The organism is Luteimonas endophytica (assembly GCF_029887875.1).
Taxonomy (GTDB): Bacteria; Pseudomonadota; Gammaproteobacteria; order Xanthomonadales; family Xanthomonadaceae; genus Luteimonas; species Luteimonas endophytica.
The window spans coordinates 1-26,362 of record NZ_JARXRM010000039.1 but is presented as its reverse complement, the minus strand read 5'-3'; the positions used below and the strand labels follow the sequence as shown (position 1 = coordinate 26,362).

At 70.2% G+C, this 26,362-nt stretch carries 31 protein-coding genes; 11 read left to right on the top strand and 20 right to left on the bottom strand.

Annotated elements, in window-relative coordinates:
- Positions 1-412: 412 nt before the first annotated feature.
- Positions 413-1,168 (top strand): type 1 glutamine amidotransferase, encoded by a 756-nt coding sequence (locus tag QFW77_RS13225; RefSeq protein WP_280575240.1) that lies wholly within the window; start codon positions 413-415, stop codon positions 1,166-1,168.
- A gap of 45 nt (positions 1,169-1,213) precedes the next feature.
- On the opposite strand, the gene QFW77_RS13220 is transcribed toward QFW77_RS13225, so the two are convergent.
- The 3 genes from QFW77_RS13220 to QFW77_RS13210 form a co-directional block, all read right to left on the bottom strand.
- Positions 1,214-1,714: a pyridoxamine 5'-phosphate oxidase family protein gene (locus QFW77_RS13220; protein WP_280575239.1), complete on the bottom strand. Its 501-nt coding sequence runs from the start codon at positions 1,712-1,714 to the stop codon at positions 1,214-1,216.
- A 73-nt stretch (positions 1,715-1,787) separates the two neighbouring features.
- Positions 1,788-1,982: a hypothetical protein gene (locus tag QFW77_RS13215; protein WP_280575238.1), complete on the bottom strand. Its 195-nt coding sequence runs from the start codon at positions 1,980-1,982 to the stop codon at positions 1,788-1,790.
- Positions 1,979-2,734: a sulfurtransferase gene (locus QFW77_RS13210; protein WP_280575237.1), complete on the bottom strand. Its 756-nt coding sequence runs from the start codon at positions 2,732-2,734 to the stop codon at positions 1,979-1,981. The genes QFW77_RS13215 and QFW77_RS13210 overlap by 4 nt, the downstream gene beginning before the upstream one ends.
- 181 nt (positions 2,735-2,915) lie before the next feature.
- Here QFW77_RS13210 and QFW77_RS13205 point away from each other — a divergent pair, with 181 nt between their 5' ends.
- From QFW77_RS13205 to QFW77_RS13190, 4 genes are all read left to right on the top strand, one after another.
- The gene (locus QFW77_RS13205) at positions 2,916-3,284 is read left to right on the top strand and encodes an ArsR/SmtB family transcription factor (protein WP_280575236.1); all 369 of its coding nucleotides are present in this window, start codon (positions 2,916-2,918) and stop codon (positions 3,282-3,284) included.
- 70 nt (positions 3,285-3,354) lie between these two features.
- Positions 3,355-3,651: a hypothetical protein gene (locus tag QFW77_RS13200; protein ID WP_280575235.1), complete on the top strand. Its 297-nt coding sequence runs from the start codon at positions 3,355-3,357 to the stop codon at positions 3,649-3,651.
- Positions 3,648-4,019 carry a VOC family protein gene (locus QFW77_RS13195; RefSeq protein WP_280575233.1) on the top strand — a complete coding sequence of 124 codons (372 nt, stop codon included), beginning with the start codon at positions 3,648-3,650 and terminating at the stop codon, positions 4,017-4,019. Before QFW77_RS13200 ends, QFW77_RS13195 begins: the two co-directional genes overlap by 4 nt.
- Before the next feature lie 22 nt (positions 4,020-4,041).
- Complete coding sequence (locus QFW77_RS13190; protein WP_280575232.1) at positions 4,042-4,584, top strand: SRPBCC family protein; 543 nt, start codon at positions 4,042-4,044, stop codon at positions 4,582-4,584.
- Between the two features lie 151 nt (positions 4,585-4,735).
- Here the strand turns inward: QFW77_RS13190 and QFW77_RS13185 are convergent, their stop codons facing one another.
- The 6 genes from QFW77_RS13185 to QFW77_RS13160 form a co-directional block, all read right to left on the bottom strand.
- The gene (locus tag QFW77_RS13185; RefSeq protein ID WP_280575231.1) at positions 4,736-5,359 is read right to left on the bottom strand and encodes a hypothetical protein; all 624 of its coding nucleotides are present in this window, start codon (positions 5,357-5,359) and stop codon (positions 4,736-4,738) included.
- A gap of 137 nt (positions 5,360-5,496) precedes the next feature.
- Positions 5,497-6,117: a hypothetical protein gene (locus QFW77_RS13180; RefSeq protein ID WP_280575230.1), complete on the bottom strand. Its 621-nt coding sequence runs from the start codon at positions 6,115-6,117 to the stop codon at positions 5,497-5,499.
- Between the two features lie 46 nt (positions 6,118-6,163).
- Positions 6,164-7,516, bottom strand: coding sequence for an MFS transporter (locus tag QFW77_RS13175; RefSeq protein WP_280575229.1), 1,353 nt, complete (start codon positions 7,514-7,516; stop codon positions 6,164-6,166).
- 46 nt (positions 7,517-7,562) lie between these two features.
- On the bottom strand, positions 7,563-7,928 hold the full coding sequence (locus QFW77_RS13170; RefSeq protein WP_280575228.1) for a DUF6164 family protein: 366 nt from the start codon (positions 7,926-7,928) through the stop codon (positions 7,563-7,565).
- A gap of 235 nt (positions 7,929-8,163) precedes the next feature.
- Entirely contained in the window at positions 8,164-8,622 is a 459-nt protein-coding gene (locus QFW77_RS13165; RefSeq protein WP_280575227.1) for a PA2169 family four-helix-bundle protein, read from the bottom strand.
- Positions 8,623-8,843: 221 nt separating this feature from the next.
- Positions 8,844-10,874 carry a S9 family peptidase gene (locus tag QFW77_RS13160; RefSeq protein ID WP_280575226.1) on the bottom strand — a complete coding sequence of 677 codons (2,031 nt, stop codon included), beginning with the start codon at positions 10,872-10,874 and terminating at the stop codon, positions 8,844-8,846.
- A 266-nt stretch (positions 10,875-11,140) separates the two neighbouring features.
- Here QFW77_RS13160 and QFW77_RS13155 point away from each other — a divergent pair, with 266 nt between their 5' ends.
- Positions 11,141-11,620, top strand: coding sequence for an FKBP-type peptidyl-prolyl cis-trans isomerase (locus QFW77_RS13155; RefSeq protein WP_280575225.1), 480 nt, complete (start codon positions 11,141-11,143; stop codon positions 11,618-11,620).
- A gap of 110 nt (positions 11,621-11,730) precedes the next feature.
- Here QFW77_RS13155 and QFW77_RS13150 read toward each other — a convergent pair whose 3' ends face one another.
- Positions 11,731-12,372, bottom strand: coding sequence for an HD domain-containing protein (locus QFW77_RS13150; protein WP_280575224.1), 642 nt, complete (start codon positions 12,370-12,372; stop codon positions 11,731-11,733).
- Between the two features lie 68 nt (positions 12,373-12,440).
- Between QFW77_RS13150 and QFW77_RS13145 the strand changes: the two genes are divergently transcribed.
- Positions 12,441-13,637 carry a CNNM domain-containing protein gene (locus tag QFW77_RS13145; RefSeq protein ID WP_280575223.1) on the top strand — a complete coding sequence of 399 codons (1,197 nt, stop codon included), beginning with the start codon at positions 12,441-12,443 and terminating at the stop codon, positions 13,635-13,637.
- Positions 13,638-13,737: 100 nt separating this feature from the next.
- Here the strand turns inward: QFW77_RS13145 and QFW77_RS13140 are convergent, their stop codons facing one another.
- The 8 genes from QFW77_RS13140 to QFW77_RS13105 form a co-directional block, all read right to left on the bottom strand.
- Entirely contained in the window at positions 13,738-14,349 is a 612-nt protein-coding gene (locus tag QFW77_RS13140; protein WP_280575222.1) for a DUF998 domain-containing protein, read from the bottom strand.
- Between the two features lie 122 nt (positions 14,350-14,471).
- Positions 14,472-14,933 carry a DMT family transporter gene (locus QFW77_RS13135; RefSeq protein ID WP_280575221.1) on the bottom strand — a complete coding sequence of 154 codons (462 nt, stop codon included), beginning with the start codon at positions 14,931-14,933 and terminating at the stop codon, positions 14,472-14,474.
- A gap of 81 nt (positions 14,934-15,014) precedes the next feature.
- Entirely contained in the window at positions 15,015-16,850 is a 1,836-nt protein-coding gene (locus QFW77_RS13130) for a tetratricopeptide repeat-containing diguanylate cyclase (RefSeq protein WP_280575220.1), read from the bottom strand.
- A 30-nt stretch (positions 16,851-16,880) separates the two neighbouring features.
- Positions 16,881-17,189, bottom strand: a complete 309-nt coding sequence (locus tag QFW77_RS13125) for a hypothetical protein (RefSeq protein ID WP_280575218.1) — start codon at positions 17,187-17,189, stop codon at positions 16,881-16,883.
- Complete coding sequence (locus QFW77_RS13120; protein ID WP_280575217.1) at positions 17,164-18,021, bottom strand: SAM-dependent methyltransferase; 858 nt, start codon at positions 18,019-18,021, stop codon at positions 17,164-17,166. The genes QFW77_RS13125 and QFW77_RS13120 overlap by 26 nt, the downstream gene beginning before the upstream one ends.
- Before the next feature lie 76 nt (positions 18,022-18,097).
- Positions 18,098-18,592, bottom strand: a complete 495-nt coding sequence (locus QFW77_RS13115; protein ID WP_280575241.1) for a GNAT family N-acetyltransferase — start codon at positions 18,590-18,592, stop codon at positions 18,098-18,100.
- Positions 18,593-18,661: 69 nt separating this feature from the next.
- Complete coding sequence (locus QFW77_RS13110) at positions 18,662-20,239, bottom strand: M20/M25/M40 family metallo-hydrolase (RefSeq protein WP_280575216.1); 1,578 nt, start codon at positions 20,237-20,239, stop codon at positions 18,662-18,664.
- 108 nt (positions 20,240-20,347) lie between these two features.
- A complete protein-coding gene (locus tag QFW77_RS13105) occupies positions 20,348-21,295 on the bottom strand; it encodes an AraC family transcriptional regulator (protein WP_280575215.1) in 948 nt (315 codons plus the stop codon).
- Between the two features lie 170 nt (positions 21,296-21,465).
- On the opposite strand from QFW77_RS13105, the gene QFW77_RS13100 reads away from it, so the two are divergent.
- From QFW77_RS13100 to QFW77_RS13090, 3 genes are all read left to right on the top strand, one after another.
- Complete coding sequence (locus QFW77_RS13100; RefSeq protein ID WP_280575214.1) at positions 21,466-22,464, top strand: aldo/keto reductase; 999 nt, start codon at positions 21,466-21,468, stop codon at positions 22,462-22,464.
- A gap of 275 nt (positions 22,465-22,739) precedes the next feature.
- On the top strand, positions 22,740-23,048 hold the full coding sequence (locus tag QFW77_RS13095) for an HPF/RaiA family ribosome-associated protein (RefSeq protein WP_280575213.1): 309 nt from the start codon (positions 22,740-22,742) through the stop codon (positions 23,046-23,048).
- On the top strand, positions 22,963-23,856 hold the full coding sequence (locus QFW77_RS13090; RefSeq protein WP_425603327.1) for a glucose 1-dehydrogenase: 894 nt from the start codon (positions 22,963-22,965) through the stop codon (positions 23,854-23,856). The genes QFW77_RS13095 and QFW77_RS13090 overlap by 86 nt, the downstream gene beginning before the upstream one ends.
- A gap of 78 nt (positions 23,857-23,934) precedes the next feature.
- Here QFW77_RS13090 and QFW77_RS13085 read toward each other — a convergent pair whose 3' ends face one another.
- On the bottom strand, positions 23,935-24,909 hold the full coding sequence (locus tag QFW77_RS13085) for a glutathione S-transferase family protein (RefSeq protein WP_280575211.1): 975 nt from the start codon (positions 24,907-24,909) through the stop codon (positions 23,935-23,937).
- A 275-nt stretch (positions 24,910-25,184) separates the two neighbouring features.
- Between QFW77_RS13085 and QFW77_RS13080 the strand changes: the two genes are divergently transcribed.
- Positions 25,185-25,574 (top strand): hypothetical protein, encoded by a 390-nt coding sequence (locus QFW77_RS13080; protein ID WP_280575210.1) that lies wholly within the window; start codon positions 25,185-25,187, stop codon positions 25,572-25,574.
- Between the two features lie 122 nt (positions 25,575-25,696).
- Here QFW77_RS13080 and QFW77_RS13075 read toward each other — a convergent pair.
- Positions 25,697-26,362: DUF6708 domain-containing protein (locus QFW77_RS13075; protein ID WP_280575209.1), on the bottom strand; the 666-nt coding region annotated here is incomplete at its 5' end.

Genomic DNA, 26,362 nt, shown 5'->3' with positions numbered 1-26,362 from the left:
CGGAAGGGCGGAGCAATACCCCCGGCGCGGCTCACGCCCCGCGCGGCTTCCGAAGCGGCTCTTCAATGTCGCTGCCCCGTGGCGACGGTGTTCGACCACCGCGGCGGACAAGGCTGCCTGGCGCGGCCGGACGGAAGGGCGGAGCAATACCCCCGGCGCGGCTCACGCCCCGCGCGGCTTCCGAAGCGGCTCTTCAATGTCGCTGCCCCGTGGCGACGGTGTTCGATCACCGCGGCGGACAAGGCTGCCTGGCGCGGCCGGACGGAAGGGCGGGGCAAGACCCCCGGCGCGGCTCACGCCCCGCGCCCCCAACCGAAGACGCTCCTGGGCTATTCGCTGTCGCCGCCCCGTGGCGACGGTGTTGGATCTCCGCGACGGATGGAACTGCCTGGCGCCCCTCTACAATCCGCCAATGCCCCGCATCCTGGTCTTCCAGCACGTCGCCGCCGAACCGCTCGGCACGCTCGATCCGCTGATCCGGCGGCGCGGCCACCGGATCCGTTTCGTCAACTTCGAACGCGAGCCGGACGCGCAGCCGAACGTCGACCGCTACCGCGGCCTGGTGGTGCTTGGCGGGCCGATGAACGTCGACGACCTGGCGCACCGCCCGCACCTGCGTACCGAGCTGCGCGCGATCGAACGCATGCTGCAGCAGGGCAAACCGGTGCTCGGGATCTGCCTGGGCGCACAGCTGCTGGCGCACGTGCTGGGGGCCGGCGTGGCGCGCCGGGATCAGCCGGAAATCGGCTGGTACCGGCTCCAGGCAACCCCCGCCGGGCGCACCGACGCGGTGCTGGCGCCGCTGCGTGAGGCCGCCCCCGTATTCCAGTGGCACCGCTACCAGTTCGAGGTCCCGCGCGAGGCGGTCCATCTCGCACGCACCGACACCTGCGAGTCGCAGGCGTTCCGCTGGGGCGACTCCGCCTACGGGTTCCAGTTCCACCTCGAGATGGACCAGCCGCTGGTGGAGCGCTGGCTCGCCAATCCCCACTACCGGGACGAACTGGCAGGCTCCGGGCTCCCGCACGGTGCCGAGGCCATCCGCGCCCACACCCGCGAACACATCGCCACGATGCAGGCGCATGCCGACGCCGTGTTCAACAACTTCCTCGACCTGGTCGGACGCCCGCAGCGCCGCATCGCGCTGCCATCGCGCGAGTTCTTCTGAGCGCGGCACGAAACCCGCGTCGAGGGATGCGCCGGCCCCGCCCTCTCAGCCCAGATCGATCCGCTCGTTGTCCGTCATCGCGCCCGGATCGCCGGTGACCGCGGCGGTCGCCAGAGACAGGGCCTTGCCCACCGCACTGCCGGGGCCGTCCCAGTACTCGGCCGACTCCGCGGCCACGTGGATCAGGCGGAGATTGGGGTCGTCCTTGCCCTCGGGGAAGAAGACCTTCATCGCCGGCGACCAGAACCGCTCGATCTTCTCGCGGTCGTCGACGATGCTCGCCTTCCCCGACACCGAGACGTAGGTGTTCTTCGCCGCGCTGGCATAGGCGACGTTGACCTGCGGGTTGGCGCGGATCTCCGCCACCTTGCCGCTGTCGGCGCCGGTGGCGAACCAGAGATCGCCGTCGAACTCCACCTCCTGGGTGCCCAGGGGCCGGCTCACCAGGCGGCCATCGGGGCCCACCGTGGTCAGCATCGCGATGTCGACGTCCTCGATGAGTTCGGCGAGCTTGCGGATGTGGTCGCTGCGGTCCGGATCGCTCATGGGGTATGGCCTGCGTGTGGGGGAGCGCCATCTCAACGCAGCCCCGGCAAAGGCAGGGTGAATCACGCGCCGCTCACAGCACCCGGTCGGTATCGGGCCCCAGCACGTACACCACCTCGGCCAGTTCCGGCCATCCGAGCAGCGGCGCGAGGAACCAGTACGCCCCCACCACCACCAGCGCCCACATCGCCAGCTTCAACACCACGCCGACCAGCTTGAAGGCCAGGTACAGGCCGAGAATGATGACGACGATGCCGAGCCAGCTCATGCCGCCTCCAGCGCCGGGGCGGCGTCGACGCGCGGGCGCAGCGCCGGATCCAGCGCCACCCGGCCATCGAAGACGAAGCACTCGCCGCGGTAGCCGAACCCGCCGACCTGCGCGAAATAACCGAGGATCCCGCCCTCGAGCTGCAGCACGTTGCCGATGCCGGCGTCGCGCATCCACAGGGCCGCCTTCTCGCAGCGGATCCCGCCGGTGCAGAAGTTCACCACGGTGGCGTCTGCCAGCGTGCCGCGGTGCGGCGCGAGCGCGGCAGGCAGGTCGCTGAAATTGTCGATCGGAAGCGTCAATGCCCCTTCGAAGGTCCCGTAGCCGACCTCCTCGCGGTTGCGCGTATCCAGCAGCACCAGGCGCCGGCCGCCGTCGTCGGCGCCATTGGCGATCCAGCGGGCCAGCGCCGCGGGTTCCACCGCCTGGGCGCGGCGTGCCAGCGGTGCGCTCTGCGCACGGCGAAAGCTGATGATCTCCGGCTTCACCTTCACCTTCAGCCGCGCGAAGGGCTGGGCGCGGCTATGGCTGTATTTCGCCTGCAGGCGGTCCAGGCCGGGTTCGGCACGCAGCCGGCGCATGAATGCCGCCACAGCCGCACCGGTTCCCGCCAGGAACAGGTTGATCCCCTCTTCCGCCAGCAACACCGTACCGCGCAGCCCCCCCGCTCCGGCCCAACCACGTACCTGCTCGGCGAGCGCGGGCGGATCGGCGATGACAGTGAACCGGTAGGCGGCGACATTGGTCAGCATGCGCGGATTGTAAGGCGCCGCCGACACCGGTGGGCGGGCGCCCGCCGGACACCGGGGGCGCCACCACGACGCACAGCGCGGCCCAGGATCCCGCCCAGCCCCAACGATCCTCGCCCACCTGCCTCGCAGAAGCTCAACCACATGGTTGACAAACGTGCCGCGCCGAGCAATATTCAACCCTATGGTTGAACGATCGCCCGAGCGGCTCGACGCGGTGTTCCAGGCCCTTTCCGACCGCACCCGCCGCGCCATGCTCAGGCGCCTTGCGGATGGCGAAGCCAGCGTCGGCGAACTCGCCGCGCCCTTCGACATGTCGCTCGCAGCCGCCTCCAAGCACATCCGGGTGCTGGAACGGGCCGGCCTGGTCCGCCGCACCGTCGAGGGCCGCACGCACCGGGTCCGGATCGATGCCCAGCCGCTGCACAGCGGCGCGGAGTGGCTGCGCCACTACGAGCGGTTCTGGAACCGGCGCCTGGATGCGCTGGCCGAGCTGCTGGAGGCCGAAGGGCCGGCCGCGTCCCCCGGCAGGCCCGGGAGAACACGGCGATGAGCCGCCTGGCAGGCCCATCCTGCAGCGCGCCCGGCCGGTGCGGAACCCGGCCCAACGACGGAGGACATCGATGGCGACACTTCACCACCAGATCTGGATCGACGCACCCCGCTCTCTGGTGTATTCGGCGCTCGCGACTGCGCAAGGTCTGGGACGCTGGCCGAGCCCCGGCCAATGGTTGGGGCTCGAGCACGAGGGAAAACCGATGACGGTGGTCGACTTCCAGCACCGGGGCTGGGATGAGGAAAGCCCCTTTTTCGGATTCTGCAACTGCGCCTGGGGCGTGGTGCTGGACATGCTCAAGCGATGGTGCGAATCGCTGGGTACCGGCGCCGATGCAATCCCGGCACCGGGAGAGCGTCCATGACCCGCCCTCCAACCCTGAAAGGCGGCCGCAACATCGCGATGAAGGTGCCGCCGCACGCGTGGGACGCCACCGTCGCGTTCTATCGCGACGTGCTGGGGCTCAGGCCGCTCACGGACCATGCACCGGAGGTCGGCTTCGAATTCGGCGCCAACCAGCTGTGGATCGACCGCGCGCCCGGGCTCAGCCAGGCCGAGATCTGGCTGCAGGTGACCACGGACGATATCGACGCGACCGCGGCGCGGCTGCGGGATGCCGTCGTCGTGCGCTGCGACGACATCGAGCCGCTCGGGGATGGGGCACGCGCGTTCTGGATTCTGAGCCCGGCCTCGATCGTCCATCTGGTCTCGCCGGCGGAACGCGAATGGTGATGCCGCTTACAAGGAAACCGCAATGAACGACAGCTATGCAGAGCCGGTCGCCGCCGGCACCGTGCGCATCGAGCGCCTGCTGCCCGGGCCGCTGGAACGGGTCTGGAACTACCTGACCGACCCGGACAAGCGCCGCCTATGGCTGGCCGCCGGAGAGATCGATCTGCGTGTCGGCGGACGCGCCGAGCTGTTGTTCCACAACGACGCGCTGACCGGTCATGACGACCCGACACCCGTCAAGTACACGGGCCATGGCGGCCCGACCAGGCAGATCGGCCGGGTCACCGCCTGCACGCCCCGGCGCCTGCTCGCCTACACCTGGGGTGGCGAACCCGACGGCGCCTCGGAGGTCCGCTTCGAACTCGAGGAGCGCGGCGATGCGGTGTTGCTGGTGCTGACCCATCGCCGACTGAGGAGCCACAACGCCATGGTCAGCGTAGCCAGCGGCTGGCATGCCCACCTGGGCGTCCTGCTCGACCGGCTGCACGGCCGGGCGCCGGCCAGCTTCTGGCCGGCCCATACGCGGCTCGAACAAGAATACGAAGCGCGGCTTCCGCAGCCCTGATGCCCGGGGCGGCGGAGGCCGCCGAGATCAGCATGCCTCTGGACAACCGGCTCCGGGGCGCGCGCCACGGCCAGCTGCGCGATCCCTCCGGCCACGTGTGGTCGATCTGCGGACCGCTGAGGGAATGAACCGCCGCAACGGCGGGCGCCGCTCAGCGCCGGGCGAAATACTGGGTCGAGGTGCAGACCGCGATGTCCTCGGCGCTGGGCGCCGGCATGTCGCTGCCGCGCAATCCCATCACCTTGACCACGTCCTCTTCGCCGCCGGTGATCCGGGCGATGGCGAGGAACCCGGTCCTGAACTCGCGGCAGAACGCGTTGCCAGGGCTGATGGTCGGCGACTTCTCGGCCACCACCCGGCGCAGCTCCACCGGGTGTTCGGCGCCGATCATCAGCGCGTCGGCGTAGCGCTCGCCGGGGCGGTACTCGTCGCCGCCGCGGACGATCGCCACCCGCTCGGTCACGAACTCGGCGCCGTTCTCGCCGCGGATCACCGCGCCCTCGATCTCGACGTTGCCGGTGACCGAGTCGGCGATCGCGCTGCCCGACTCGAAGCTGCCCAGGGCCACCGGCTGCAACATCGGCGGCGCGGCGCGGCCGCTGGCACGGCTGGGATCGGGTTGCTGCACCTCGGCGGGGGCCGGCGCGGTGACCACCGGCGGGGAGGTCGGCAGGGTCGCGCCCTCCTGGGCCGGCTGGCAGGCGGTGGCGAGCAAGGCCAGGGCCAGGCCGGCAGCGGCACGGAAGGCGCCCATGCGCGAGTCCTGTCTTTTCATCGGTGCTCCATGTGCGTCGGTGGACCCTCCCCGCGCGCATTATCCGGCCACTCGGCCCCCCGGGTGTTCATCTTTGGTGAAGCGCGTCGCCGATTCTGCAACCGACCGCACACCCCGGGACGTCACTGCGCCCCCGGTCACTCCGCGCCGTAGCGGACGGCCCTGCAAAGCGCCACGTCCTCGGCCGCGGCCGCCGGCACCGATTCGCCGCTCAGACCGATCAGGCTGACCTGCTGCCCGTCGTTCGACTGGGTGCTGGCCAGCGCGATGTAGCCGGTGCCGGCTTCGCCGCAGAGGGCCGCGGCCGCGCCGGCGTCGGGGTGGGTCTCCTCCAGCACCCGGCGCAGCTCCACCGGTTGTTCGCCGCCGACCGCAAGCGCGTCCGCATAGCGCTCGCCGGGGCGGTAGCGGTCGCTGCCCCGGACGATGGCGATGCGCTCGGTGACGAAGCGCGCGCCGTTGGCGCCCTCGATGAATTCGTCGTCGATGGTGAGGCGACCGGTGGCGGCGACGGCGGCATCGTCGCGGGGCACGAATTCGCCCAGCGCCACCGGCTGCAGCTCCGGCGGGGCCGCGCGCTCGGAGCGCTCGAGGGTGGGGTCGGGACCACGCGCTTCCTGCGGCGGCGGCTCCGCGCGCGTGGCCGGGCGCGCGGCCTCGTCCCGCTCGACGGGCGCGGGACCGCAGGCGGCCAGCAGCGCCGCCGTGGCGAGCGCGACGCAGCCGGCGGAAAACGAGGGGCGGGAGCTGGATCTCATTGCAGCGTTCCGTGAAAACGACGCGAGGATCATAGGACGGCGGCATTCATGCCGCGTGAGCGCCGTCGCGCTGCCGGGGGCCGCGGGAAGCCGCCTCCGCTTCCTGGCGCGGTGCCGCCAGCAGTGCGGCCAGGGTGAGCAACGCCGCGCCGCAGAGGTACCAGCCGACCGACTGCAGGCCGTAGCGCCCGGCCAGCCAGGTGGCGATGTAGGGCGCCAGAGAGGCGCCGAAGATGCCCGCCAGGTTGAACGCGAGCGATGCTCCGGTGTAGCGCACCGCGGCCGGGAACTGCCCGGCCAGCAGCGTGCCGACCGGGCCGTAGGTCAGTCCCATCAGCGCCAGCCCGAGCACCAGGAACAGCAGCACCGCGGAGGGGTCGCCGGCGACGAACAGGGGCGCGAAGAACAGCCCGAACGCGAAGATCGCCAGCGTCGCCAGGATCATCGCCCGGCGCCGTCCGAAGCGGTCGGCGTACAGCGCGGCCAGCGGGATGGTGGCCGCGAAGCAGACCACCCCGACCATCTGCAGCCACAGGAACTGTTCGCGGGTATAGCCGAGCCGCGATGTTCCCCAGCTCAACGCGAACACGGTCATCAGATAGAAGAGCACGAAGGTGGCCAGCGCCAGCACCGTACCGACCAGCAGCGCGCGGGGGTGGCGCAACAGCACCTCGGCCATCGGCAGGCGCACCCGCTGCTGGCCGGCCAGCACGCGCCGGAAGGCCGGCGTCTCCTGGATCCGCAGCCGCACCCACAGGCCCACCCCGACCAGCACCGCGCTGGCCAGGAACGGCACCCGCCAGCCCCACGAGAAGAACGCCTCCGCTTCCATGCCTGCGGTCAGCAGCAGGAAGATCCCGGTCGCCATGAAGAAACCGATCGGCGCGCCGAGCTGCGGGAACATGCCGTACCATGCGCGCCGGTGCGGCGGCGCATTCTCGGTGGCCAACAGCACTGCCCCACCCCATTCGCCGCCCAGCCCCAGCCCCTGGCCGAGCCGGCAAAGCGCCAGCAGCGCCGGCGCCGCCACGCCGATCTGCGCGTAGGTGGGCAGCAGCCCGATCGCCACCGTGGAAACGCCCATGGTCAACAGCGCCGCGACCAGGGTCGCCTTGCGACCGACGCGGTCGCCGAAGTGGCCGAACAGCGCGGAGCCGACCGGCCGCGCGAAGAACGCCAGCGCGAACGTGGCCAGCGACTGCAAGGTAGCGGATGCGGGGTCAGCGGCCGGGAAGAACAGCGCCGGGAACACCAGCACCGCCGCCGTGGCATAGATGTAGAAATCGAAGAACTCGATCGTGGTGCCGACCAGGCTGGCGAACAATACCCGGCGCCGCGCCGCCCCGGCCGGCAGCAGGTCCGCGCCGGCGTCGGTTCCGCTGTCGTCGTTGGCCCTCATCGCTTCTGGTCCGCGGCGCCGCCGCGTCGCGGCCGGGACCCGGACGTTACCGCCACAGCAGGTAGCCGGGCAATGCCATCAGCGCCAGCAGCAGCAGGATCGCCGCCAACCGCAGCAGCACCCATCCCGGGCGCTCGCGCAGCAGCGTGGCGAAGGTTTCCTCTCTGCCCTCGCGGCGCGCCGCCTCGTGCTCGGCGCGTACCCGGGCCTGGCGTTCGCGCTGGTAGTCGGCCATCAGCCGCTTGGCCTGCGCCACGTCCTGATCGTGCTCGACCCAGATGCCGCCCATCGAGATGCCGAACGGCCCCGCCTGGGTCTCGTACCAGGCGATGCGATTGGCGTCGAGAAACGCGCGCACGTCCGCCGCCTCGTCGTCGGGCACGTTGCGCAGGTCGAGCAGTCGTTTCGCCATGCGGATCCTCCGTCGGCCGCATTCTACGCAGTGCCGGCCCGGCGGAAGCACGGGCACCGGCCAGGCACCAGCTCTTTTCGATCCTCGACGGCGCGCCGCCCCGGTGCGGGAACCGTCCGGCGAAGCCTCATCGGAAGCCGCCGCGGACGGATGCGGGATTCTCCTCGTTGAGGAGCACACGAAAAAAAAGGCCGACCGCGCAAGGCGGCCGGCCCTCGTTGGAAGCCTCGCCGGATCAGGCGGCGCGCTTCATCGCCAGCTTGCGGTCGCGCATCACGTCGTGGCAGGCCTGCACCTCGGGCAGCAGCCGGGTCACGATGTCGCGGGCTGCAGCCGGGGTGTCGTTGTCGGCTGCGGTCTCGCGGAACGCCTCGAGCAGGCGATCCTCCGATTCCTCGAGCTCGGCCACGTAGCTGTATTCCTTGTCGCCCAGGCCGGCGCGCAGCTTGGCGTACATCTGGCGCATGCCGCCGGCCATGGTGCCGGAATCCTCGGGCGTGCCGCCGGCCGCCTGCACCGCGCCGCCGAGTTCGTTGACGATCGCGGCCTTGACTCCGGCCAGGCGGGTGAACAGCGCCTTCAGGTCGGGGTCCTGCACCTTCTGCGCGGCCTCTTCATAGAACTCGCGGCCGTCGCGGGTGACGCCGATCAGGTCGTTCAGGGAATGGGTCGTCTTCTTGGTTGTATTGGTCATGGGGGTCACTCCGAATGTCCGCTGCGCGGTCGGCGGGGGCCAACGCGCAGCGCAAGGGGAAAGCCGGCAGCAGCCGGAAGAGTGCGCACCTGAATCGATGCGACGCGACCGACGGTAGCAATCCACCGCTCAAGGAGACGTGATGTGGCGCGCGCAGCCGCAGTCCGCGTGCGGCGTGCGTTCAGCGTCGAGTGGCGTTCACCGCGGAATCCGCCCGACCGCTAGGTTTCTTCCGGCAGCCGATAGTCGATCTCGTAGTCCGGCGGCTCGCCCCCCGGCCCCTTCAGGTAGTGCTCCATCCAGCGCATCAAGCGCAGCGAATAGTCCCAGCGCGAGGCCGCACGCGAGTTGCCATGGCCCTCTCCCGGATACAGCACCAGCCGCACCGGGGCCTGCCCGGCCAGCTTCAGGTAGCGGTACATCATGTAGGACTGCATCGGCGGCACGCGCGGATCCGCCTCGCCGTGCAGGATCAGGGTCGGCGTGCGCGACTTGTGGGCGTGGGTGATCGGGCTGGCTTGGCGGTACAGGTCCGGGTCTTCCCACGGCCAGGTGCCCATGTGCACCAGGTACTGCTCCTGTGGGATGTCGCCGGTGGTCACCAGGCTCGCCTGGTCGGCGATGCCCACGAACATCACCGCCGCGGCGAAGCGCTCGCTGTACCAGGTGGCGCCCCAGGCGCTGGCGTAACCGCCGTACGAGCCGCCGGTGATGCCCACCTTGTCGCGGTCGACCAGCCCGATGTCGATCAGGTGATCGACCCCGTCGACCAGGTCGTCGAACTGCTCCATGCCCGGGCGGCCGCGGTCGAGCTTCGAGAACGCCACGCCCCGCCCGGTACTGGCCCGATAGTTGGGGAAGAACATCGCGAAGCCGCGCGCGGCGGCGTACTGCGCCGGCTGCGGGTAGCCGTTCAACCAGCCGTTCGCATAGTGCGACTCGGGCCCGCCGTGCACGACCAGGATCAGCGGCACCCGCGCGTCGCCGCGCCGCTCCAGCGGGTGCACCAGCACCCCCTCCAGCTCCAGGCCGTCGCGGGCGCGGTAGCGCACCACTTCCTGCCGCGCGAATCGCACTTCGGCGAGCCAGGGATTGCTGTCGGTCAGCCGCCGCGGCCGGGTGTCGCCGGCGCCGAGGTGGAACACCTCGTTCGGGTGTTCGGGTGCGTTGCCCTGCAGGGCAACGGCACCGCTGTCCGCCACGCTCATGCCGTACCAGATCGGCCCCTCAGCGGCGAGCACCGTGCGCGCGCCGCTGCCGTCGACGCCCACTTCGCCCAGCCGTGTCTGCACGCCTTCGTGGCTGACGAACAGCAACCGCGAGGCGTCGCGCCAGCCCACGCTCCAGACGTGGCCCTCCAAGCCCGGCAGCAGGTCGCGCTGCGCGCCCCCGCTGCTGCCGACCACGGTCAGACGGCCCTCGCGCGGATCGTTCTCGTCCTCGGCGGAAATGATAGCCAGGTGCGCACCGTCCGGGCTCCACGCGAGTTGGCCGAGCTTGCCGGGATTGTCGACCCGGCCGAGCTCGCGGCCGTCGGTGCCGACGATCCGCACGCGCGCGGCCACGTAGGTGTCGTCGGTCAGCTGGCGCGGCGCCACCACCAGCGCCAGCCGGTCGCCCGCCGGGCTCCACAGCACCTTCTGCACGCTGCCTTCGATCTCGACCAGGCGCGGTTCCGCATCCTCGTCCCCGAGGTCGGCGATCCACAGCTGTACCGGCCGCCAGTCCTCCTCGTACACCTTCTGGGTGAAGCCCTGCTTGCGTCGCTTCTTCAGCGCCTCGCTTTCCGGCGCGGTGGCCAGCAGCGCCGCCTGCCGGCCATCGGGGGACAGGCTGTACGAGGAAATCGACGCGTCGAGCGCGGCGATCCGGCTCGCCTCGCCGCCGTGCAGCGCAATGCGGTACAGCGCGCGGTGGTCGTCGCCGTCGCGCTTGGACAGGAAAGCGATGTGGCGACCGTCGGGCGTCCACGCCGGCGCGGCAACGCTCACCTCGCCGGTGACGAAGCCGCGGCTGTTGCCGGCGCGGTCGACCACGTGCAGCTCCGACCACGCCGGGCCGTCGTCGTCCACGCCAGGTCGCCGCGGAACCGAAAGCACGTACGCGGTCTCGCTGCCGTCCGGCGCGATCGCCACGTCGGTCACCGAGCGCGCCGTGGCGATCTGCTCCAGGGTCATGGCCTCGCGCGCCGACGCGCTCGCGGCGGCCAGCAGCAGCCACGTCAACAGCAACCAGATCCGCCATTTGCGCATGATCTTCCCCTCCGCGTTCAGGAAGCCGGCACTGTGCCATACCGCGGCGTGGCGACAAAGCAACCACCGCACAACCACGCGCCCGCGCGGCCCGGACCGGCCAACGAGCCGCACCGTCAGCGCGACGAAAACGCCGGCGCCCCCCCGCTCCACCGGTTGCGATCGGCGGCGCAGTTGTCTAGCCTGCCGGGACAGTTCGACCCTTCCCCGTGCCGTGAACACCGCCGGCGCCTCCCCTTCCACCCCATTCATCGAGGAGATCATCCATGGAGATCGCCGCCGAGCGCGTTGCCACCATCCACTACACCCTCACCGACGAGAGCGGCCAGGTCATCGACCGCTCGCCCGAATCGCAGCCGCTGAGCTATCTGCACGGTGCCGGCAACATCGTTCCCGGCCTGGAAAAGGCGCTCGACGGCAAGAAGCCCGGCGATGCCCTCGAGGTCGACGTCAAGCCCGAGGAAGCCTACGGGCCGCGCAACGAGGCGCTGGTGCAGGCGGTGCCGCGCGATGCCTTCAAGGGCGTGGATGCGGTCGAGCCGGGCATGCAGTTCAAGGCCCAGACCGAGCGCGGACCGCTGCTGGTCACGGTGGTCGAGGTCGGCGAGGCGCAGGTCAAGATCGACGGCAATCACCCGCTGGCGGGCCGCAACCTGCACTTCGACGTCAAGATCGCCGACGTGCGCGAAGCCTCGCCGGAAGAAAAGCAGGTCGGGCGCGTCGACGTCCCGTCGACCGCGGCCTGATTTCCTCGCGGCAGCTTTCCCGAGAGCCGTCGGCGCCAGGCGCCGGCGGCTCTTGCGTTGTGGAGGCGACGCGACCGGGCTGCGGTTCGATGACCGGTGCGAACCCGGCCCTAGCGTGCCGCACCGACCGCTCGGCGCAGATTGCGCCGCGCCCGCACGTCGTAGCGATCGTGGAAGAAGTCGCTGAGGAAGATCCGCTCGCGCGCCAGCAGTGCCTTGAGGAAGCGGCGCCGGTTCAGCCGGAACAGCCAGCCCGGCAGCGCCCCGCGGTATTCGGCGGCGATCGCCCGGTGATAGGCATCGAAGGCGTCCGGTGCGGCGCCGAGGATCGCCATGTCGCAATCGAGGAAGTGCCGGGTGTCGGCGGCGGCACCCGGGCCCGGAAAATCCTCCGGCACGTGTTGCCCGTGGCGCGCGGTCAGCACGACCAGTTCCGCGACGCGCGCGCCATCCACCGCGCCGGGCGGAAGCCAGAAGGCGCACTCGGCGATCGCGAACTCCGCCGAGCGGATCTCGTTGTCGCGCCGCCCGGCGCGGTAGACTGCATCGTGGTACAGCACCGCCAGCCAGGTCTCGGCCGGTTGCGTCCAGCCGGGCCCGGCGGCGACGTCCTCGTAGTGGCGCAGCACTTCCTCGACGTGCCCGAAATGGTGGTACGCGCGCGGCGGCTCGGCGTACGCCGCGCGCAACGCGGCCCACTGCGCCGGGGGCAGCGGCAGCGGACCTTCGGCGTGGGGGGGGCCGGGCGTCATGGCGGGCTTCCACGGGGTGCTCGCATCGCGCCGCCTATACTGGCCCGCCATCGTGTCTGGCCGCCACCATGACGCCGCTGCAAGCCCCGTGGATCCGCCGATGGCCCTGGGCCCTGTGCGTGCTGCTGCTGCCGGGCGCGGCGCTGGCCGTGACCGTTTCGGGGGACGCCACCGGGCGATCCGGCACGCCGATGGACGTTGCGCTGCTGGTGATCTACCTCGGCGGCGCCATCGGGCTGTCGTTCCTCTGCTCGATCGCGGAGTCGGTGCTGCTGAGCATCACGCCCTCCTACATCGAGGGCCTGCGCGAAACGCGCCCGCAGCTGGCCGATGCGCTGCGGCGGCTGCGGCTGGACAGCGTGGACCAGTCGCTGGCCGCCATCCTCACCCTCAACACCATCGCCCACACGGTCGGTGCCGTCGGTTCCGGCGCCCAGGCCACCATCGTGTTCGGCAGCGCCTGGGTGGGCGTGTTCTCGGCGGTGGCCACGCTGCTGATCCTGTTCCTGTCGGAGATCGTCCCCAAGACCCTGGGCGCGGTGCACTGGCGCGCCCTGGCGGGGCCGGTGGCCGGATTCGTGCGCGCGCTGATCCTGATGCTGTATCCGCTGATCAAGGTCTCGGAACTGCTCACCCGGCTGGTCTCGCGCGGCAAGCAGACCCACGTGTTCAGCCGCGACGAGTTCATCGCCATGGCCGGGGTGGGAGAGAAGGCCGGTCACATCGACCCGCGCGAATCGCGGATCCTGCGCAACCTGTTCCGGATGTCCTCGCTGAAGGCGCGCGACGTGATGACGCCCCGCCCGGTGGTGGCCGGCATGCAGCGCGACGCCACCGTCTCGCAGGCGTTGCGCAACGAGCGCGCGGCGCCGTTCTCCCGGATCCCCCTGTATGCGGGAGACCGCGACGACATCGACGGCTTCGTCCTGCGCGACGAACTGCTCCAGGCCGAGGCGCGCGGCGATGGCGAGGTCCCGCTGGACCAGCTCAAGCGCGAGTTGCTGTCGGTCCCCGACAGCATGCCGCTGTCGAACCTGCTGGAGTTCCTGCTCGACCGCCGCCAGCAGATCGCCCTGGTGGTCGGCGAATATGGCGACGTGCAGGGGCTGGTGACGATGGAGGACGTGGTGGAGACCCTGCTGGGCGACGAGATCGTCGACGAGATGGACCGCGATGCCGACATGCAGCGCCTGGCGCGCGAGCGCTGGGAGAAGCGCATTTCCGCACGCGGGCTGCGCCTGCCGGGCCGGAGCAACCAGCAATGATCGGGTTGGCAGGTCCGTGATCGGCGGCATGCTGGACGCGACGGCGCGGCCCGGCCATCGAAGCGCTGTTGCGGGGCGGCAGGCTGCCGGCATTCGATTCCTATGCTGTTGAAGCCGGTTCCTCGCGCGTCGACGCGCCCGTGCGGCGCAGCCACCACGCCATCAGCCACAGCCAGGCCGCGATCATGGCCACCAGCGCCTTCTGCGCCAGCCCGCGCGGGAGGTCGCGCCACAGCGCCAGGGCCCACACGCCCAGGAAGCAGGCCAGCGCCAGCGCGAAGGCGAATCCGAAGCGCTGCCGCCAGCGCGGGTCGTCCCGCAGCCGCCAGGCCTGCAGCACCATCGCGCTGGTGACGCCGAGGAAGGCGGTCTGCGCGGACACCCCGTGCAGCCAGTTCGCGAAGGTCGGCGCCAGCCCGGGCTGTGCGGTCGGCGCGAACGCGGTCACCGCCAGTCCGCCAGCGCCCATCACGAACAGCAGCAGCGGCGCCGCGCTGCGCCCCGCCGGCGCCAGCGCGCGGTAGAGGCCACCGGCGAGCAGCAGGATCGCCAGCGCGAGCGCCAGGTACCCGCCCTGCAACCACCGCCCCTGCGTGCCCAGCAGGTAGACACTCAGCGGCACGTCCACCCAGTCCAGGTCCGGCCGCAGCAGGTGTGCCGCCAGGGCTGCCAGCACGAACGCCGCGATCGCGGACAGCGCGGTCGTGCCCACCAGCCGCCGCTGCGCCCGCGGCGCCAGGGCGCCGGCCCAACGGTTCGATTCGCCCGCGGCCGCAGCCTCGCCCAGACCGGGCCGGTTGCGTGCGGCGCGCGGCGCGGGAGGCCCGGACCGCATCAACCGCCCTGCCCCGGCCGCACCACCATCACCGCGCCCACCGCGACCAACGCGGCGCCTGCCAACCGCCAGGGATCCAACACGCGGGCCTGGTTGAGCACTCCGTAGTGATCGAACAGCAGCGACCCGGCCACCTGCCCGAACACCACCAGACAGATCAGCGCCGCCGCGCCGATCCTTGGCACCAGCACCGTCGCGCTGAGGACGTACAGCGCACCGATCGCGCCCCCCAGCCATACCCATGGCGGCTGCGCGCCCAGCGCCTGGGTCGAAGGCCACGGCGTGCGGGTGACCAGCAGCGCCGCGCCCAGCACCAGCGTACCGACGAGAAAGGAGGCGAAGGAGGCGAACAGCGGGCCCTGGGTCGCCTGGCCGAGCCGCGCGTTGATCAACGCCTGCAGCGGCAACAGCACGCCGACCACCAGCGCCAGCAGGATGCCTCCAATCATGGCCGGCTGCATGTTCCACTCCATCGACAGCGACGAGGAGCGGCAAGTCTAGGCGGGATCGGCGCGAAAATCCCCGCCGCCGGGCTCCCCGGCTCAGCCGACGGCGGCACCGAGCCTGCGGCCCCGGTCGCGCCCGGGCTCATCGTCCTCCGCCGGGGCGCCATGGACCCGCCCCGTCGCCAGGGTCAACGCCACCGCGTCCAGTCCAGTGTCGTAGGTGCAGATACGGTTGCGGCCGCTGCGCTTGGCCCGGTACAGCGCCCGGTCGGCGTGGGAGAGCATCCTGGTCAGGTCGTAGCCCGACACGGTCGAACTGGTGACCCCGAAGCTCGCGGTGATCTGGAACACGTGCCCGCAGTCCGCGGTCTGGATCCTGGCGAAGCGCTCGATGCAGTCCTCCGCCAGGCGCTTGCCCGTGTCCAGATCGCAACCGGGCAGCAGAATGCCGAATTCCTCGCCGCCCAGTCGCCCGATGCAGTCCACCGGCCGGCACCCCGGCGTGCACGCCGCCGCCACCAGGCGCAGCGCGCAGTCGCCGGCGGCATGCCCGAAACGGTCGTTGACCAGCTTGAAGTGGTCCAGGTCGAACATCACCAGCACCGCGTCCTCGCCGGCCCGCGCGCACTGCGCCAGGGACTGTTCCGCCTTCTGGGTGAAATGGTGCCGGTTGCTGATCCCGGTGAGCATGTCGAGCTCGGCCATGCGCCGCAGCCGCACCTGGAGGCGCTTGGTCTTGTAGGCCCAGAAGCCGATCGACGCCAGCAGCATGGTCAGCAGCACCGCGATCAGCCCGGTGTTCTGCGCCCGCTGCTCGGCGACCCGCTGTTGCAGCTCCAGCACCGTGTTCTTCTGGTTGAGCAACTCGATCTGCTGGGCCTGTTGCTGAGTCTGGTGGCGCACCACCTGGTATGCCATTTCGCGCGACTTCACGTCGTTGAAATGGGCCTTGTCCGCCTGCGCATACAACTTGTAGGTGGCGAGTGCGAGTTCCGGATCGTGCCGATGCTCCGCGATCTGGTAGAGCGTCCTGTATGCGACAACCAAGGGCAGCGCACTAGCAAGCGAAGCCGTATTCGAGATTGCGTACCTGGCATGCCGTTCTGCAGCCTCGACCTGGCCGAGCTTCATGCGGTATTCCGCGAGCATCGCGTGATACTGGCCGACCAGCAGCGGATAGCCGGTCTTCTCGACCACGGAGAGATAACTCTCCAGAAGCTCGATCGCATTCTCGAGCTTTCCTTCTTCCGCTAGCATCTCGGCGACATAGGTACGGGAAAAGCCCGCCAGGATCGGTTCGCGTTCCGCCTCGCAGACCTGCACCGATTCCATCGCCGTGGCAATCCCCACCCTTTCCTTGAGGCCGTTTCTGGCCTCGAGGACCAGATTCCCGGCCGCGCAGCGGCTCCTCCCCAGAGGATTGTCATGCAGGACGCGCTCGGCGTAATGCAAGCCCAGGCTGAATTCACCGACCTGGTTGTAGACGATCGCAGCGACCAGCAAGCCTCGATGCAAAATGTCCTTGTCTTCTACGTCGCCCTGCCCCGCCAACATCGCATCGAGCGCATGAAGGGCCGCCTCGAATCGTCGCGTGATGGCGTGGGTGTTCGCCAGCATCGATCCTGCAAGAAACCTGTTGGTCATCCCGGCCGGCTCCGCCACCACGTCACGAAGGATGGCAACCGCCTCTTCGGAGCGACCGCGGGTAATCAACCTGTGGGCCTGGAGAAGACGAATGCGCTCTCTCTCGATCGCGGTGGCGCTCTCCGTCCGGGCGCCCAGATCGTCCAGAAGCGCCTCGAACCTTGCGAGATCGGACGTTCGCACCTCGTCCGCTTCGCGCAGCAGATCGCCCACGGAAGGGCTCGCCTCGGAGGCCGCCGACGCGCCGACGAACGACAATGCCGCGAACAGGAAGGCGAAGGTGCGCATTCGATGGTCCTATGCGGAGGCTCGGTGGCGCTATGCAGGGGCAACCGGCGAATCACGGCCGTCCGGATCCGGCGTCGAGTCCGGATCGTCCGGCCTGTCGTCATCAGGGGATTGCTGCGGCGACTCGGTTTCGCCACCGTCTGGCGCGATGACCATGCAGTAGATTTCCGAGGCACCGCCAAGCAGTTCGGCAAGCTTCACGGCATCGCCTTCCAGCATGGCCGACCGTTCCGCCTCGCTCGCCTGGGTGGCAGCGATCGCGGAGACGAGCCGATCGCGCCCGGCGTTGAAGTGCGGCTCGCGGCCCAGCGACTCAAGAAACGCGATTGCGCTCGACATTGTCCACTCTCCCCCGTTGCGGTTGCTGCGCCGGTGCGCAGGAATTCTCGAGATCCAGTTTTGCGATACGTGCCAGCATGAGATCGTCCCGCTGCATCGCCACGGCCGGCGGGATCACCAGCGTCGTCTGCAGGGCGAGTTCCGCTTCGACGAGCCCGATCAGCGGAACCGATTCCATCCGCGGCTGGGACACGGGCAGCGTCGCTGCCTCGTAGAGCGTCACCGCATGCCCGGATGGATAGTCCTCGGCCAAGCGCTCGACCAGAAGGCGACGATACCCGCTTCCTGTGCTGAAACGCCGGAGAGAACGATCACCGGCCACGCCTGCCTGCCACAAGACCAGATAGGCGGATGGATCGATCCGCCTGCGATAGAACATGAACTGGCTGGCCTCATAGTGCTGGCACCCGCACGCGCCCGGATCGATGCCGAGGTCGGCATACAGGCAATCCTCGGCCGACACAGCTGGCTCCATCGTCGCATCGAATCCCGCCTCGCGCGCCCGGGCGATCGCATGATGAGGCACCTGTGCGAATACCCCAGGATGCCCATAGAAGGCGCCGCACACGTTCGCGCCGCCACGGACCTCATCGAGCATGGCGTCTGCCATCTGGCGGTAGGTTTCGTGCCGCGACTTCCCTTCGGCATAGAAGGATTGCAGGCTGCGCACGTCGGGATGCATGCCCCCGACCCAGAGTTCCACGATCGGGTCCGAGGCTGCCACGAAGACGACGTCGGCTCGCTCGATACAGCTGCGCGCACGCGGTCCCAGGTGGGCTCCGAGCATCATTCCCAACCCGACGCAGGCGAGGCTCCCCTTGCCGCTCCCCATCCTGATTCTCCACCCCCGACCAGCGCTAATCTAGCCAGTGTGCGCCGGCATTGCAAAGGAAGGTTGGCGCCGCAGGCTATCCCGGCACCGCATGCAGGGCGCGCTGCCAGAACGCCAGCCCGCCCGCGGCTGCCCGGCGCTCGAATCCCACCCGCGCCATCAGCCCCTCGGCGGCCTGATTCCCGGACATGTGCCTGGTCCACAGCCGCCTGAGCCCCTGTCCCGCGAGGTAAGGAAGCAGGGCCCCGATCAGCTCCGTCGACGCTCCGGTCCGCTGTGCGCGCCGATCCAGCAGGATCCCAAGTTCCGCGGATATTCCCCCGGGGTCGGCGATCACGCAGACGAGTCCGCATGGCCCCCTGACACCACGGCGGCGGATCGACCAGTACCGGCCGATCGGGGGGCAGGAAGCGGCCTGCCTGAGAACGGCGGCAAAAGCTCGCTCGGCCGCAGCCGGACCCAGCGGGACTCCCACGTGCTCCATGACGGCGCGACATGAATAGAGGGAGACGTAGAGCGCGCGATCGCCTTCACAGAGGGGGCGCAGCACCAGGTTCGCGGTGCGGATCACGATGGCCAAGACGCACCCACAACCGGGATGATCGTGTTCACGCCGGCCGCACGATCACCCGGGAGGTGGCTATTCGGACTCGGCTTCGGCCAGTGCATACAGCAGGTCCACGTACGACTTCTCGATCTCCGCCAGACCCGCCGCCTTCACCCCCTCGGCAGGCTCGATCAGCATGTACTCGTCCGGGGCGTGGGCGCCTGCGCCGTGGCCGAGGCCGCCGAACACGAACGGCAGGCCCAGCGTGCGGGTGAACTGGTAGAACGGGGCGCTGCCGGCCAGCCAGGGGGCCACACGAGGGCTGGCGCCATAGCGGTTGAACACGCCGATCGCCGCCTGCACCAGCGGAGCATCCACCGGGGTGGAGGCGGCCGGGTAGCCCGAGAGCCGGCGCAGCTCGATGTCCTCGAAGCCCTGGGCGTCCAGGTGCTCGCGGATCATTCGGTAGGCCGCCTCGGGTTCGAGCCCCGGCGGCAGCCGCGAGTCGATCTTGGCGGTCGCCACGTGCGGCAGGATGGTCTTCATCCCTTCTCCGGTGTAGCCGCTCCAGATGCCATCGATGTTGAGCGTCGGGTCGAACAGGTTGCGGAGGATGGCGTCGCGGCCGCTCATGCCGTCGATCCAACGCGACACGCCGAAGGCCTTCTGCATGGCCGCATCGTCGGCGCGCAGGGCCAGTCCGTTGACCAGACGCTGCTCCTCGTCGCTGGGGGGCCGGACCGCCTCGTAGTAGCCCGGAATCAGGATGGTATTGCCGTCCGCGCTGGTCATCGAGGCGATGGCCTGCACCAGCCGCAGCGCCGGCGAGTCGACCATCGCCTTGAGCGAGCCGTGGATCTCGGACCGGGCGGGGCCGCCCCAGTCCCCGCCGCGGGCCTCCAGCTCGAAATAGACGATGCCCTTGACCCCCAGGTTGAGGGCGACGCTGCCGTCGGCCATCTGGATGTTCATCGGGAAGAATGCGCCATCGGCGGCGCGCAGGCGGTCGAGGTAGGGTTCGATCACCGCACCGAAATTCGGCGAGCCCAGCTCCTCCTCGCCCTCGGCCACCACGTACAGGTTCACCGGCAGGGTGCCGTGCTCCCGGATGATCGCATCCACGGCGTTGAGGAACGCGCGTTGCGGCCCCTTCTGGTTGGTGGCGCCCCGGGCCATCAGTACGGAGCCAAGCTCGTGGTCGACCAATTCTCCGGCGAACGGATCGGCGATCCGCCAGTTCTCCTCGACCGGCTGCACGTCGTACATCATGTAGACCACGAGGGTGCGCTCGGCGCCGGCATCGTAGTGGCCGAAGACGCCGGGGTGCCCCGGCGTCTCCACCAGTTCGACATCCTGGAAACCCAGTGCGCGCAGGTCGTCCGCCACCAGCTGCGCCATCGCGTCGATTCCATCGTCCTGGGCGCTGATGGAACGCTGCCGTACCCAGCGCTGCAGGTGCTCCAGATGCGCATCCAGGTCCCGATCGATCCGGCTGTAGACCTGCGCGTGCCGCCCCTCGTAAGGCGCGATGGCGGACGCGTCGAACGCTTCCTCGGTGACGACGCTCCACTGCGGACGCGGCGACCGGGCGGCGGCGGCGGCTGGCGTGGCGAGGATCCCGGCCGCGAGGAACAGCGCGGCGAAGCCGGTCAGCGGACCTGGTGGCGACATCGACAAACTCCCGGATCGACCAGCCGGCACTATAAGCGGTCGGGTCGCCGGGGCAGCGCACCCGGCGCGGCGGTTTCGGTGGTTTCCGGCACGTGCCACCCCGGAGGATCAGCCGGCCGCCACCCCCTCGCCCAGCGCCGCCCGCACCTCCCGCCGCGGCGGTGCGCCGAACAGGCGGCGGTACTCGCGACTGAACTGCGAAGGGCTCTCGTAACCGACCCGGTGCGCCGCGGCGGCGGCCTCGACGCCCTCCATCAACATCAGCCGCCGCGCTTCCTGCAGGCGCAGCTGCTTCTGGAACTGCAGCGGCGTCATCGCGGTGGCCGCCTTGAAGCGCTGGTGCAGGGTGGAGGCGCTCATGCAGGCAGCGGCGGCGATGCGATCGATCGGCAACGGTTCGGCGTAGTGGGTCTTGAGCAGATCGATGGCGCGGGCCAGGCGGTACGCGGCGCCGTCGACCTGGCACAGCGCCAGCAGCCGCGGGCCGAGTTCGCCGAGCAGCACCCGGTAGTGGATCTCGCGCAGCGCCAGCGGCGCCATCACCCCGGCCTCGGCGGGGGTGTCCAGCAGGCGCACCAGGCGCAGCAGGGCATCGAGCAACGGCCCCGGGGTGCGTGCCAGGTGCATCGGCCGGTGCTCATCGCCGGATGGCGCCGCCGGGGCGGGTGCCGGAATCTGCGGCGCGAGGTCCGCGACCATGCCCGGGTCGATGTCGATACGCAGGCACAGATAGGGACGATCGGTCGTGGCCTCGATCACCCGCCCGGTGACCGGCACGCTCATCGACACCAGCAGGTAGTGCAGCGGATCGTAGACAAACAGCTCTTCGCCGAGCATGGCCTGCTTGCGGCCCTGGACGACCACGCACAGGCTGGGATGGTAGACACAGGGCAGAGGCTGCGAGGGTGCATCGGCACGGATCATCGCCAGGCCGGGCACCGCACACTCGTGGACGCCCTCCCCCGGCACGTTCCGGGCAATCCTGCCGGCAAGTTCGGCGCGCTGGGCCTCGCTGCCGCGGCGGGCGGTCACGACGTTGTCGGCGGGCTCTGGCATGGCGGACGCTCCTTGCGGGCACGGATCCGATTATCCGCACGGATGGCAGGGGCGCCAGTCTTCCAGCGGACGGCTGGAGGATCGGGCAAGAATGTTCCAGCAATGGACTAACCCGCGGACGCCGCCACGGGCCATCCTGTCGCTCCCCGATCCACCCCCAGGAGATCCCAATGAGCAACGACTTCCCCCGCCGCGCCCTCGGCTCCCAGGGCCTGCGCGTGTCCGCCATCGGCCTGGGCTGCATGGGCATGTCGGATTTCTATGGCGACAGCGACAAGGCCCGCAATCTGGCGGTGCTCGAGCATGCCCTCGACATCGGCGTGAACTTCCTCGACACCGCCGACATGTACGGCGTGGGCCGCAACGAGGAACTGCTGGCCCGGGTGCTGCGCAGGCGCCGCGACGAGGTGGTGCTGGCCACCAAGTTCGGCAACGTGCGCGGCGCCGACGGCGCCTTCCTCGGCGTCGACGGCAGCCCCGAATATGTCGCCAGGGCCTGCGACGCGAGCCTGCAGCGGCTGGGCGTGGCGCATATCGACCTGTACTACCAGCATCGCGTGGATCCGAACGTGCCGATCGAGGACACGGTGGGCGCGATGGCGCGGCTGGTCGAGGCCGGCAAGGTGCGCCATCTCGGCCTGTCCGAGGCCGCCCCGGCCACCCTCCGCCGCGCCGCGGCGGTGCACCCGATCGCCGCGCTGCAGAGCGAATACTCGTTGTGGACCCGCGACGTGGCCGACGAAGTGCTGCCGGTCTGCCGCGACCTCGGGATCGGTTTCGTCGCCTACAGCCCGCTGGGGCGCGGCTTCCTCACCGGCGCCATCGCCAAACCGGAAGATCTCGCCGCCGACGACTGGCGCCGCGGGCACCCCCGCTTTGAAGGCCAAAACTTCGGACGCAACCAGGCACTGGTGGAAGCCGTGACCGGGCTTGCCCGGTCGCGTGGCCACACCCCTGCGCAGGTCGCGCTGGCCTGGCTGCTGGCCCAGGGCGAGGACATCGTGCCTATCCCCGGCACCCGCCGCATCGAGCGGCTCGACGAGAACGCCGCGGCCGCGGCGATCGCGCTGGACGCGGCGGAGCTCCGGAGCATCGATGCGTTGCTCGCGGAGCACGAGGTGGCGGGCGAGCGCTACCCGGCGGCGAGCATGGCCGCGGTCAACCGCTGATCGGCGTCCTTGGATCGCGGCCGTTTCGGTAGGAGCGGGCGATGGCCGCGAAAGCCGCGGGAGGCTCGGTCGGATCGGCGGCGATCCGGGGCCCCGGCAACGCCGCCGGCCTTCGCGCGCATGGCGCGCACCTACGGCGGCCCTCTTCCACGGGCGGAAGCCCGCGGGCGGCTACGGAAACCCTTGCGGGCCGCGGGCTTGTCGCGGTGTTTACAACCGGCTCCTTATGTTCGCCACAGGCCGCGCCCGCGGCCATCGGGTCCAGAGGAGATCGAATGCACATCCAGGTCAACACCGACAGCAACATCCAGGGCGACGCCTCGGTCGTGCGCCACGCCGAGGAAACCATCGCCAATGCACTGGCGCGGTTCTCCCGCCAGGTCACCCGCGTCGAGGTGCACCTGAGCGACAGCAATGCCGGCAAGGGCGGCGCCCGGGACAAGCACTGCGCGCTGGAGGCCCGGGTCGACGGCCGCCCGCCGGCCGCGGCCTCCGACGATGCCGAGACCGTCGCCGCGGCCATCACCGGTGCGGCGAAGAAGCTGCAGCGCGTGCTGGACAGCTCGCTGGGCAAGCTCGGCTGACCTGGTGGCGCCGGTCCCCGGCATCGGTGCGCCCGATCCACAGCCACTGCGCGGCCGTACGGTGCTGGTCACCGGCGGCGCGCAGGGCATCGGCCGCGGCATCGCCCAGGCGGTGCTGGGCGCCGGCGCATCGGTGGCGATCGGCGATCTCGATGGCGATGCCGGCGCAGCCTGCCTGCACGAATGGAACGCGGGCGAGCGCGCCACGTTCCATCGGCTCGACGTCGGCCGGGAAGCCGCGGTACGCGGTTTCGTCCGCGCCGCGCTACGCGCCCACGGCCGCATCGACGGCCTGGTGAACAACGCCGGCATCGCCGACCCGGTGACCGGCCCGCTACAGCGGCTGGCGCTGGCGACATGGCGCAGCTACCTCGATGCGCACCTGTCCGGCGCGTTCCTGTGCAGCAAGCATGCGCTGGAAGCGCTGGCCGCCCGTGGCGCCGGCAGCATCGTCAACATCGCTTCGACCCGCGCCCACCAGTCCGAGACGGATACAGAGGCCTATGCAGCGGCCAAGGGCGGCCTGCTCGCGTTCACCCATGCCCTGGCGATCAGCGCCGGCCCCGCCGTGCGCGTGAACTGCATCAGCCCGGGCTGGATCGCCACCGCCGGCTGGCGCAAGCCGACCGCGCGCCGCACCCCGAAGCTGCGCCCGCGCGACCACGCCCAGCACCCGGCGGGGCGGGTCGGCACCCCGGAAGACGTGGCGGCGCTGGCGGTCTACCTGCTCTCGCCCGCCTCGGCCTTCGTCACCGGCCAGGAGTTCGTGGTCGACGGCGGGATGACGCGGAAGATGCAATACGTCTAGGAGCGTCTAGGAGCTGGTTCACCCGGTCTGCGGGATTCGGCGCGCGCACCAGCGACCGGTGCGAGCCGCGCGTGCGCCCTACAGCCACCTGTCCCCCGCACGGTCCAGATCGAGCACCGGCCCCTTCGGCACGATGCCGGTCGGATTGATGTGGCGGTGGCTCTCGTAGTAGTGCCGCTTGATGTGGTCGAAATCCACGGTGCCCTCCACCCCCGAGTGCTGGTACAGCTCGCGGGTGTAGGACCACAGCGCCGGGTAGTCCACCAGCCGCCGCAGGTTGCACTTGAAGTGGCCGTGGTACACCGCATCGAACCGCAGCAGTGTGGTGAACAGCCGCCAGTCCGCCTCGGTCAGCGTCTCGCCGCACAGGTAGCGCTGCCCGGACAGCATCTCCTCCAGCCAGTCGAGGGTCTCGAACACAGCCTCCGCCGCTTCATCGTAGGCATCCTGGCTGCGCGCGAAGCCGGCGCGGTAGACGCCGTTGTTGAGGTTGTCGTAGACGCGCCGGTTGACCTCGTCGATGCGACCGCGCAGTTCCGCGGGATAGTAGTCGCCGGCGGCCGCGCCGACGCCGTCGAACGCCGAGTTGAACATCCGGATGATGTCGGCCGATTCGTTGCTGACGATGCGCCCGGTCCGCTTGTCCCACAGCACCGGCACCGTCACCCGCCCGGTATACCCAGGATCCGATTTGGCGTAGAGCTGCCACAGGCAGTCGACCCCGTTCACTTCGTCGGCGACCACGCCGGGTGCCTCGCGGAAGGTCCACCCGTCTTCCGCCATCAGCCAGTGCGTTACCGACAGCCCGATCATCGCCTGCAGGCCCTTCAGCTCGCGGAAGATCGCCGCCCGATGGGCCCACGGGCAGGCGCGGGCGATGTACAGGTGATAGCGCCCGGGCTCGGCCCTGAACCCGCCCTCGCCTTCGGGCCCGGCCGCGCCGTCCGCCGTCACCCAGTTGCGGAACACCGACGAGGGCCGCTGCAGCCGGCCCTCCTCGTCCACCGGGATCTCCTCGTCGCTGTGCCACTTGCCGTCGATGAGCATGCCCATGTCGCCGCCTTTGATTGATGGTGAAGGACCGTGGCCATTCTGCGGCCATCGCGGTCAATGGCGCGTAGCCGGCGGAGGCGCGGCGGTGGGGGAATCGACGTGACGCGACGCGTTCAGTGAAAAGAAGGTCGCGCACATTCCTCTCGTCCGGCCCTTGAAAGACTCGGCCGCCGGCTTCATTTGCCAACGCAACCCGAATTCAGCCGCCCATCGCGCGGCATTGACGAGACGCTCCGAATAATTCCCGCCAAGAGGTCAGCCCCAGGAAAGCCACGATGTCGGTCGAGCCGGATTCCAGCCCCTTCCCCTCCGATCCCCAGCCCGTCGTCGAGACCCTCCCGCCCGCGCAGCGCGTCTCGCCCGCGGACGCCCCGGCGGCCAACCTCGCCCTGCCCCAGGCTGCGCGCATGCTCGAAGAGGGGCTCTGCCGCCTGGTCGCCCGCGGTCTGCCGGACGACGAATTCTGGGAGGCCTTCGCAGGCCTCTACCACCGCCTCGCCGGCGACCTCGCGGGGACAGACCGCACCCGCCTCGCCTTTCACGCCGACTACGCCCTCGCCCGCATGGGCCTGCCGGTGTGGACGGTCATGGAACAGTCGTTGAAGGAAGCGGTCGTCGCCTCGCCGAGCGCCGGGCCCGACGGGCCCGTCGCCGCGGCCGCTTGACCTGGAGCGTTCGCCGCGCTCGGTCGACACGCCCAGCCTCCCCGCAATCCGGCCGCGGTAATGGAAGGCGCGGCCACCATGGAGTTGGTTCCCCGCGTCGAACGGCGCTGCCGCTACAGGCGCTAGGAACCGGACTCCAGCCACGCCCCCACTGTCATGATCAGGAACATGCTGCCGTAGATCAGCGTGGAGAACGCCGCGGCTGCCAGCCACCGTCGCCGCAGATGCGGCAGCCGGCCGGTCCAGGCCTGCTGCTCCTCCGCCGTGGGCGCCCGCGTCCGATAGGGGTTCTCGCCCTCCCACTGCATCGCTTCACGCAGCTCGGGCGGGTACTCCGGCCGGGGGGCGGTGCGCTGCACCCACAGCGCACAGCGTTCGGTCCAGTAGCTCACTCCGCCCCAGAACCAGGTGTAGATCTTGTTGAATACGCCTGGCTTCAGCCGATGATGTTCATCGACCATATCCTGCAGCAGCAAACGATCCATGCGGGCATGGTCGGCACGCGCGTCCTGCAGCGGCGGCATCGGGTCGATCGGCGGCAGCGCGTCGGGGGTACCGTCCATATAGGTGCGAATGAACTCCCACACCTGCTCCGGGCGCTCGGCCGGGAACAACGGCGGCGCAGGATTGACCTGATCGGCGATCCGCCGGGTGCCCGGGACCAGCTTCGCCAGTCCCAGCACGAAGAACGTCGCCGACCCGGCCGTGGTGACGATGGCCGAGCGGAAGACCGCCGGATGCAATTCGTCGTAGTCGAGCACCATCCATCCGCGCTTGCGGTCAACCCA

Coding starts and splice junctions, on each gene's coding strand:
- QFW77_RS13225 (WP_280575240.1), top strand. CDS start 413: ATGCCCCGCATCCTGGTCTTCCAGCACGTCGCCGCCGAACCGCTCGGC.
- QFW77_RS13220 (WP_280575239.1), bottom strand. CDS start 1,714: ATGAGCGATCCGGACCGCAGCGACCACATCCGCAAGCTCGCCGAACTC.
- QFW77_RS13215 (WP_280575238.1), bottom strand. CDS start 1,982: ATGAGCTGGCTCGGCATCGTCGTCATCATTCTCGGCCTGTACCTGGCC.
- QFW77_RS13210 (WP_280575237.1), bottom strand. CDS start 2,734: ATGCTGACCAATGTCGCCGCCTACCGGTTCACTGTCATCGCCGATCCG.
- QFW77_RS13205 (WP_280575236.1), top strand. CDS start 2,916: ATGGTTGAACGATCGCCCGAGCGGCTCGACGCGGTGTTCCAGGCCCTT.
- QFW77_RS13200 (WP_280575235.1), top strand. CDS start 3,355: ATGGCGACACTTCACCACCAGATCTGGATCGACGCACCCCGCTCTCTG.
- QFW77_RS13195 (WP_280575233.1), top strand. CDS start 3,648: ATGACCCGCCCTCCAACCCTGAAAGGCGGCCGCAACATCGCGATGAAG.
- QFW77_RS13190 (WP_280575232.1), top strand. CDS start 4,042: ATGAACGACAGCTATGCAGAGCCGGTCGCCGCCGGCACCGTGCGCATC.
- QFW77_RS13185 (WP_280575231.1), bottom strand. CDS start 5,359: ATGAAAAGACAGGACTCGCGCATGGGCGCCTTCCGTGCCGCTGCCGGC.
- QFW77_RS13180 (WP_280575230.1), bottom strand. CDS start 6,117: ATGAGATCCAGCTCCCGCCCCTCGTTTTCCGCCGGCTGCGTCGCGCTC.
- QFW77_RS13175 (WP_280575229.1), bottom strand. CDS start 7,516: ATGAGGGCCAACGACGACAGCGGAACCGACGCCGGCGCGGACCTGCTG.
- QFW77_RS13170 (WP_280575228.1), bottom strand. CDS start 7,928: ATGGCGAAACGACTGCTCGACCTGCGCAACGTGCCCGACGACGAGGCG.
- QFW77_RS13165 (WP_280575227.1), bottom strand. CDS start 8,622: ATGACCAATACAACCAAGAAGACGACCCATTCCCTGAACGACCTGATC.
- QFW77_RS13160 (WP_280575226.1), bottom strand. CDS start 10,874: ATGCGCAAATGGCGGATCTGGTTGCTGTTGACGTGGCTGCTGCTGGCC.
- QFW77_RS13155 (WP_280575225.1), top strand. CDS start 11,141: ATGGAGATCGCCGCCGAGCGCGTTGCCACCATCCACTACACCCTCACC.
- QFW77_RS13150 (WP_280575224.1), bottom strand. CDS start 12,372: ATGACGCCCGGCCCCCCCCACGCCGAAGGTCCGCTGCCGCTGCCCCCG.
- QFW77_RS13145 (WP_280575223.1), top strand. CDS start 12,441: ATGACGCCGCTGCAAGCCCCGTGGATCCGCCGATGGCCCTGGGCCCTG.
- QFW77_RS13135 (WP_280575221.1), bottom strand. CDS start 14,933: ATGCAGCCGGCCATGATTGGAGGCATCCTGCTGGCGCTGGTGGTCGGC.
- QFW77_RS13130 (WP_280575220.1), bottom strand. CDS start 16,850: ATGCGCACCTTCGCCTTCCTGTTCGCGGCATTGTCGTTCGTCGGCGCG.
- QFW77_RS13125 (WP_280575218.1), bottom strand. CDS start 17,189: ATGTCGAGCGCAATCGCGTTTCTTGAGTCGCTGGGCCGCGAGCCGCAC.
- QFW77_RS13120 (WP_280575217.1), bottom strand. CDS start 18,021: ATGGGGAGCGGCAAGGGGAGCCTCGCCTGCGTCGGGTTGGGAATGATG.
- QFW77_RS13110 (WP_280575216.1), bottom strand. CDS start 20,239: ATGTCGCCACCAGGTCCGCTGACCGGCTTCGCCGCGCTGTTCCTCGCG.
- QFW77_RS13105 (WP_280575215.1), bottom strand. CDS start 21,295: ATGCCAGAGCCCGCCGACAACGTCGTGACCGCCCGCCGCGGCAGCGAG.
- QFW77_RS13100 (WP_280575214.1), top strand. CDS start 21,466: ATGAGCAACGACTTCCCCCGCCGCGCCCTCGGCTCCCAGGGCCTGCGC.
- QFW77_RS13095 (WP_280575213.1), top strand. CDS start 22,740: ATGCACATCCAGGTCAACACCGACAGCAACATCCAGGGCGACGCCTCG.
- QFW77_RS13090 (WP_425603327.1), top strand. CDS start 22,963: ATGCCGAGACCGTCGCCGCGGCCATCACCGGTGCGGCGAAGAAGCTGC.
- QFW77_RS13085 (WP_280575211.1), bottom strand. CDS start 24,909: ATGGGCATGCTCATCGACGGCAAGTGGCACAGCGACGAGGAGATCCCG.
- QFW77_RS13080 (WP_280575210.1), top strand. CDS start 25,185: ATGTCGGTCGAGCCGGATTCCAGCCCCTTCCCCTCCGATCCCCAGCCC.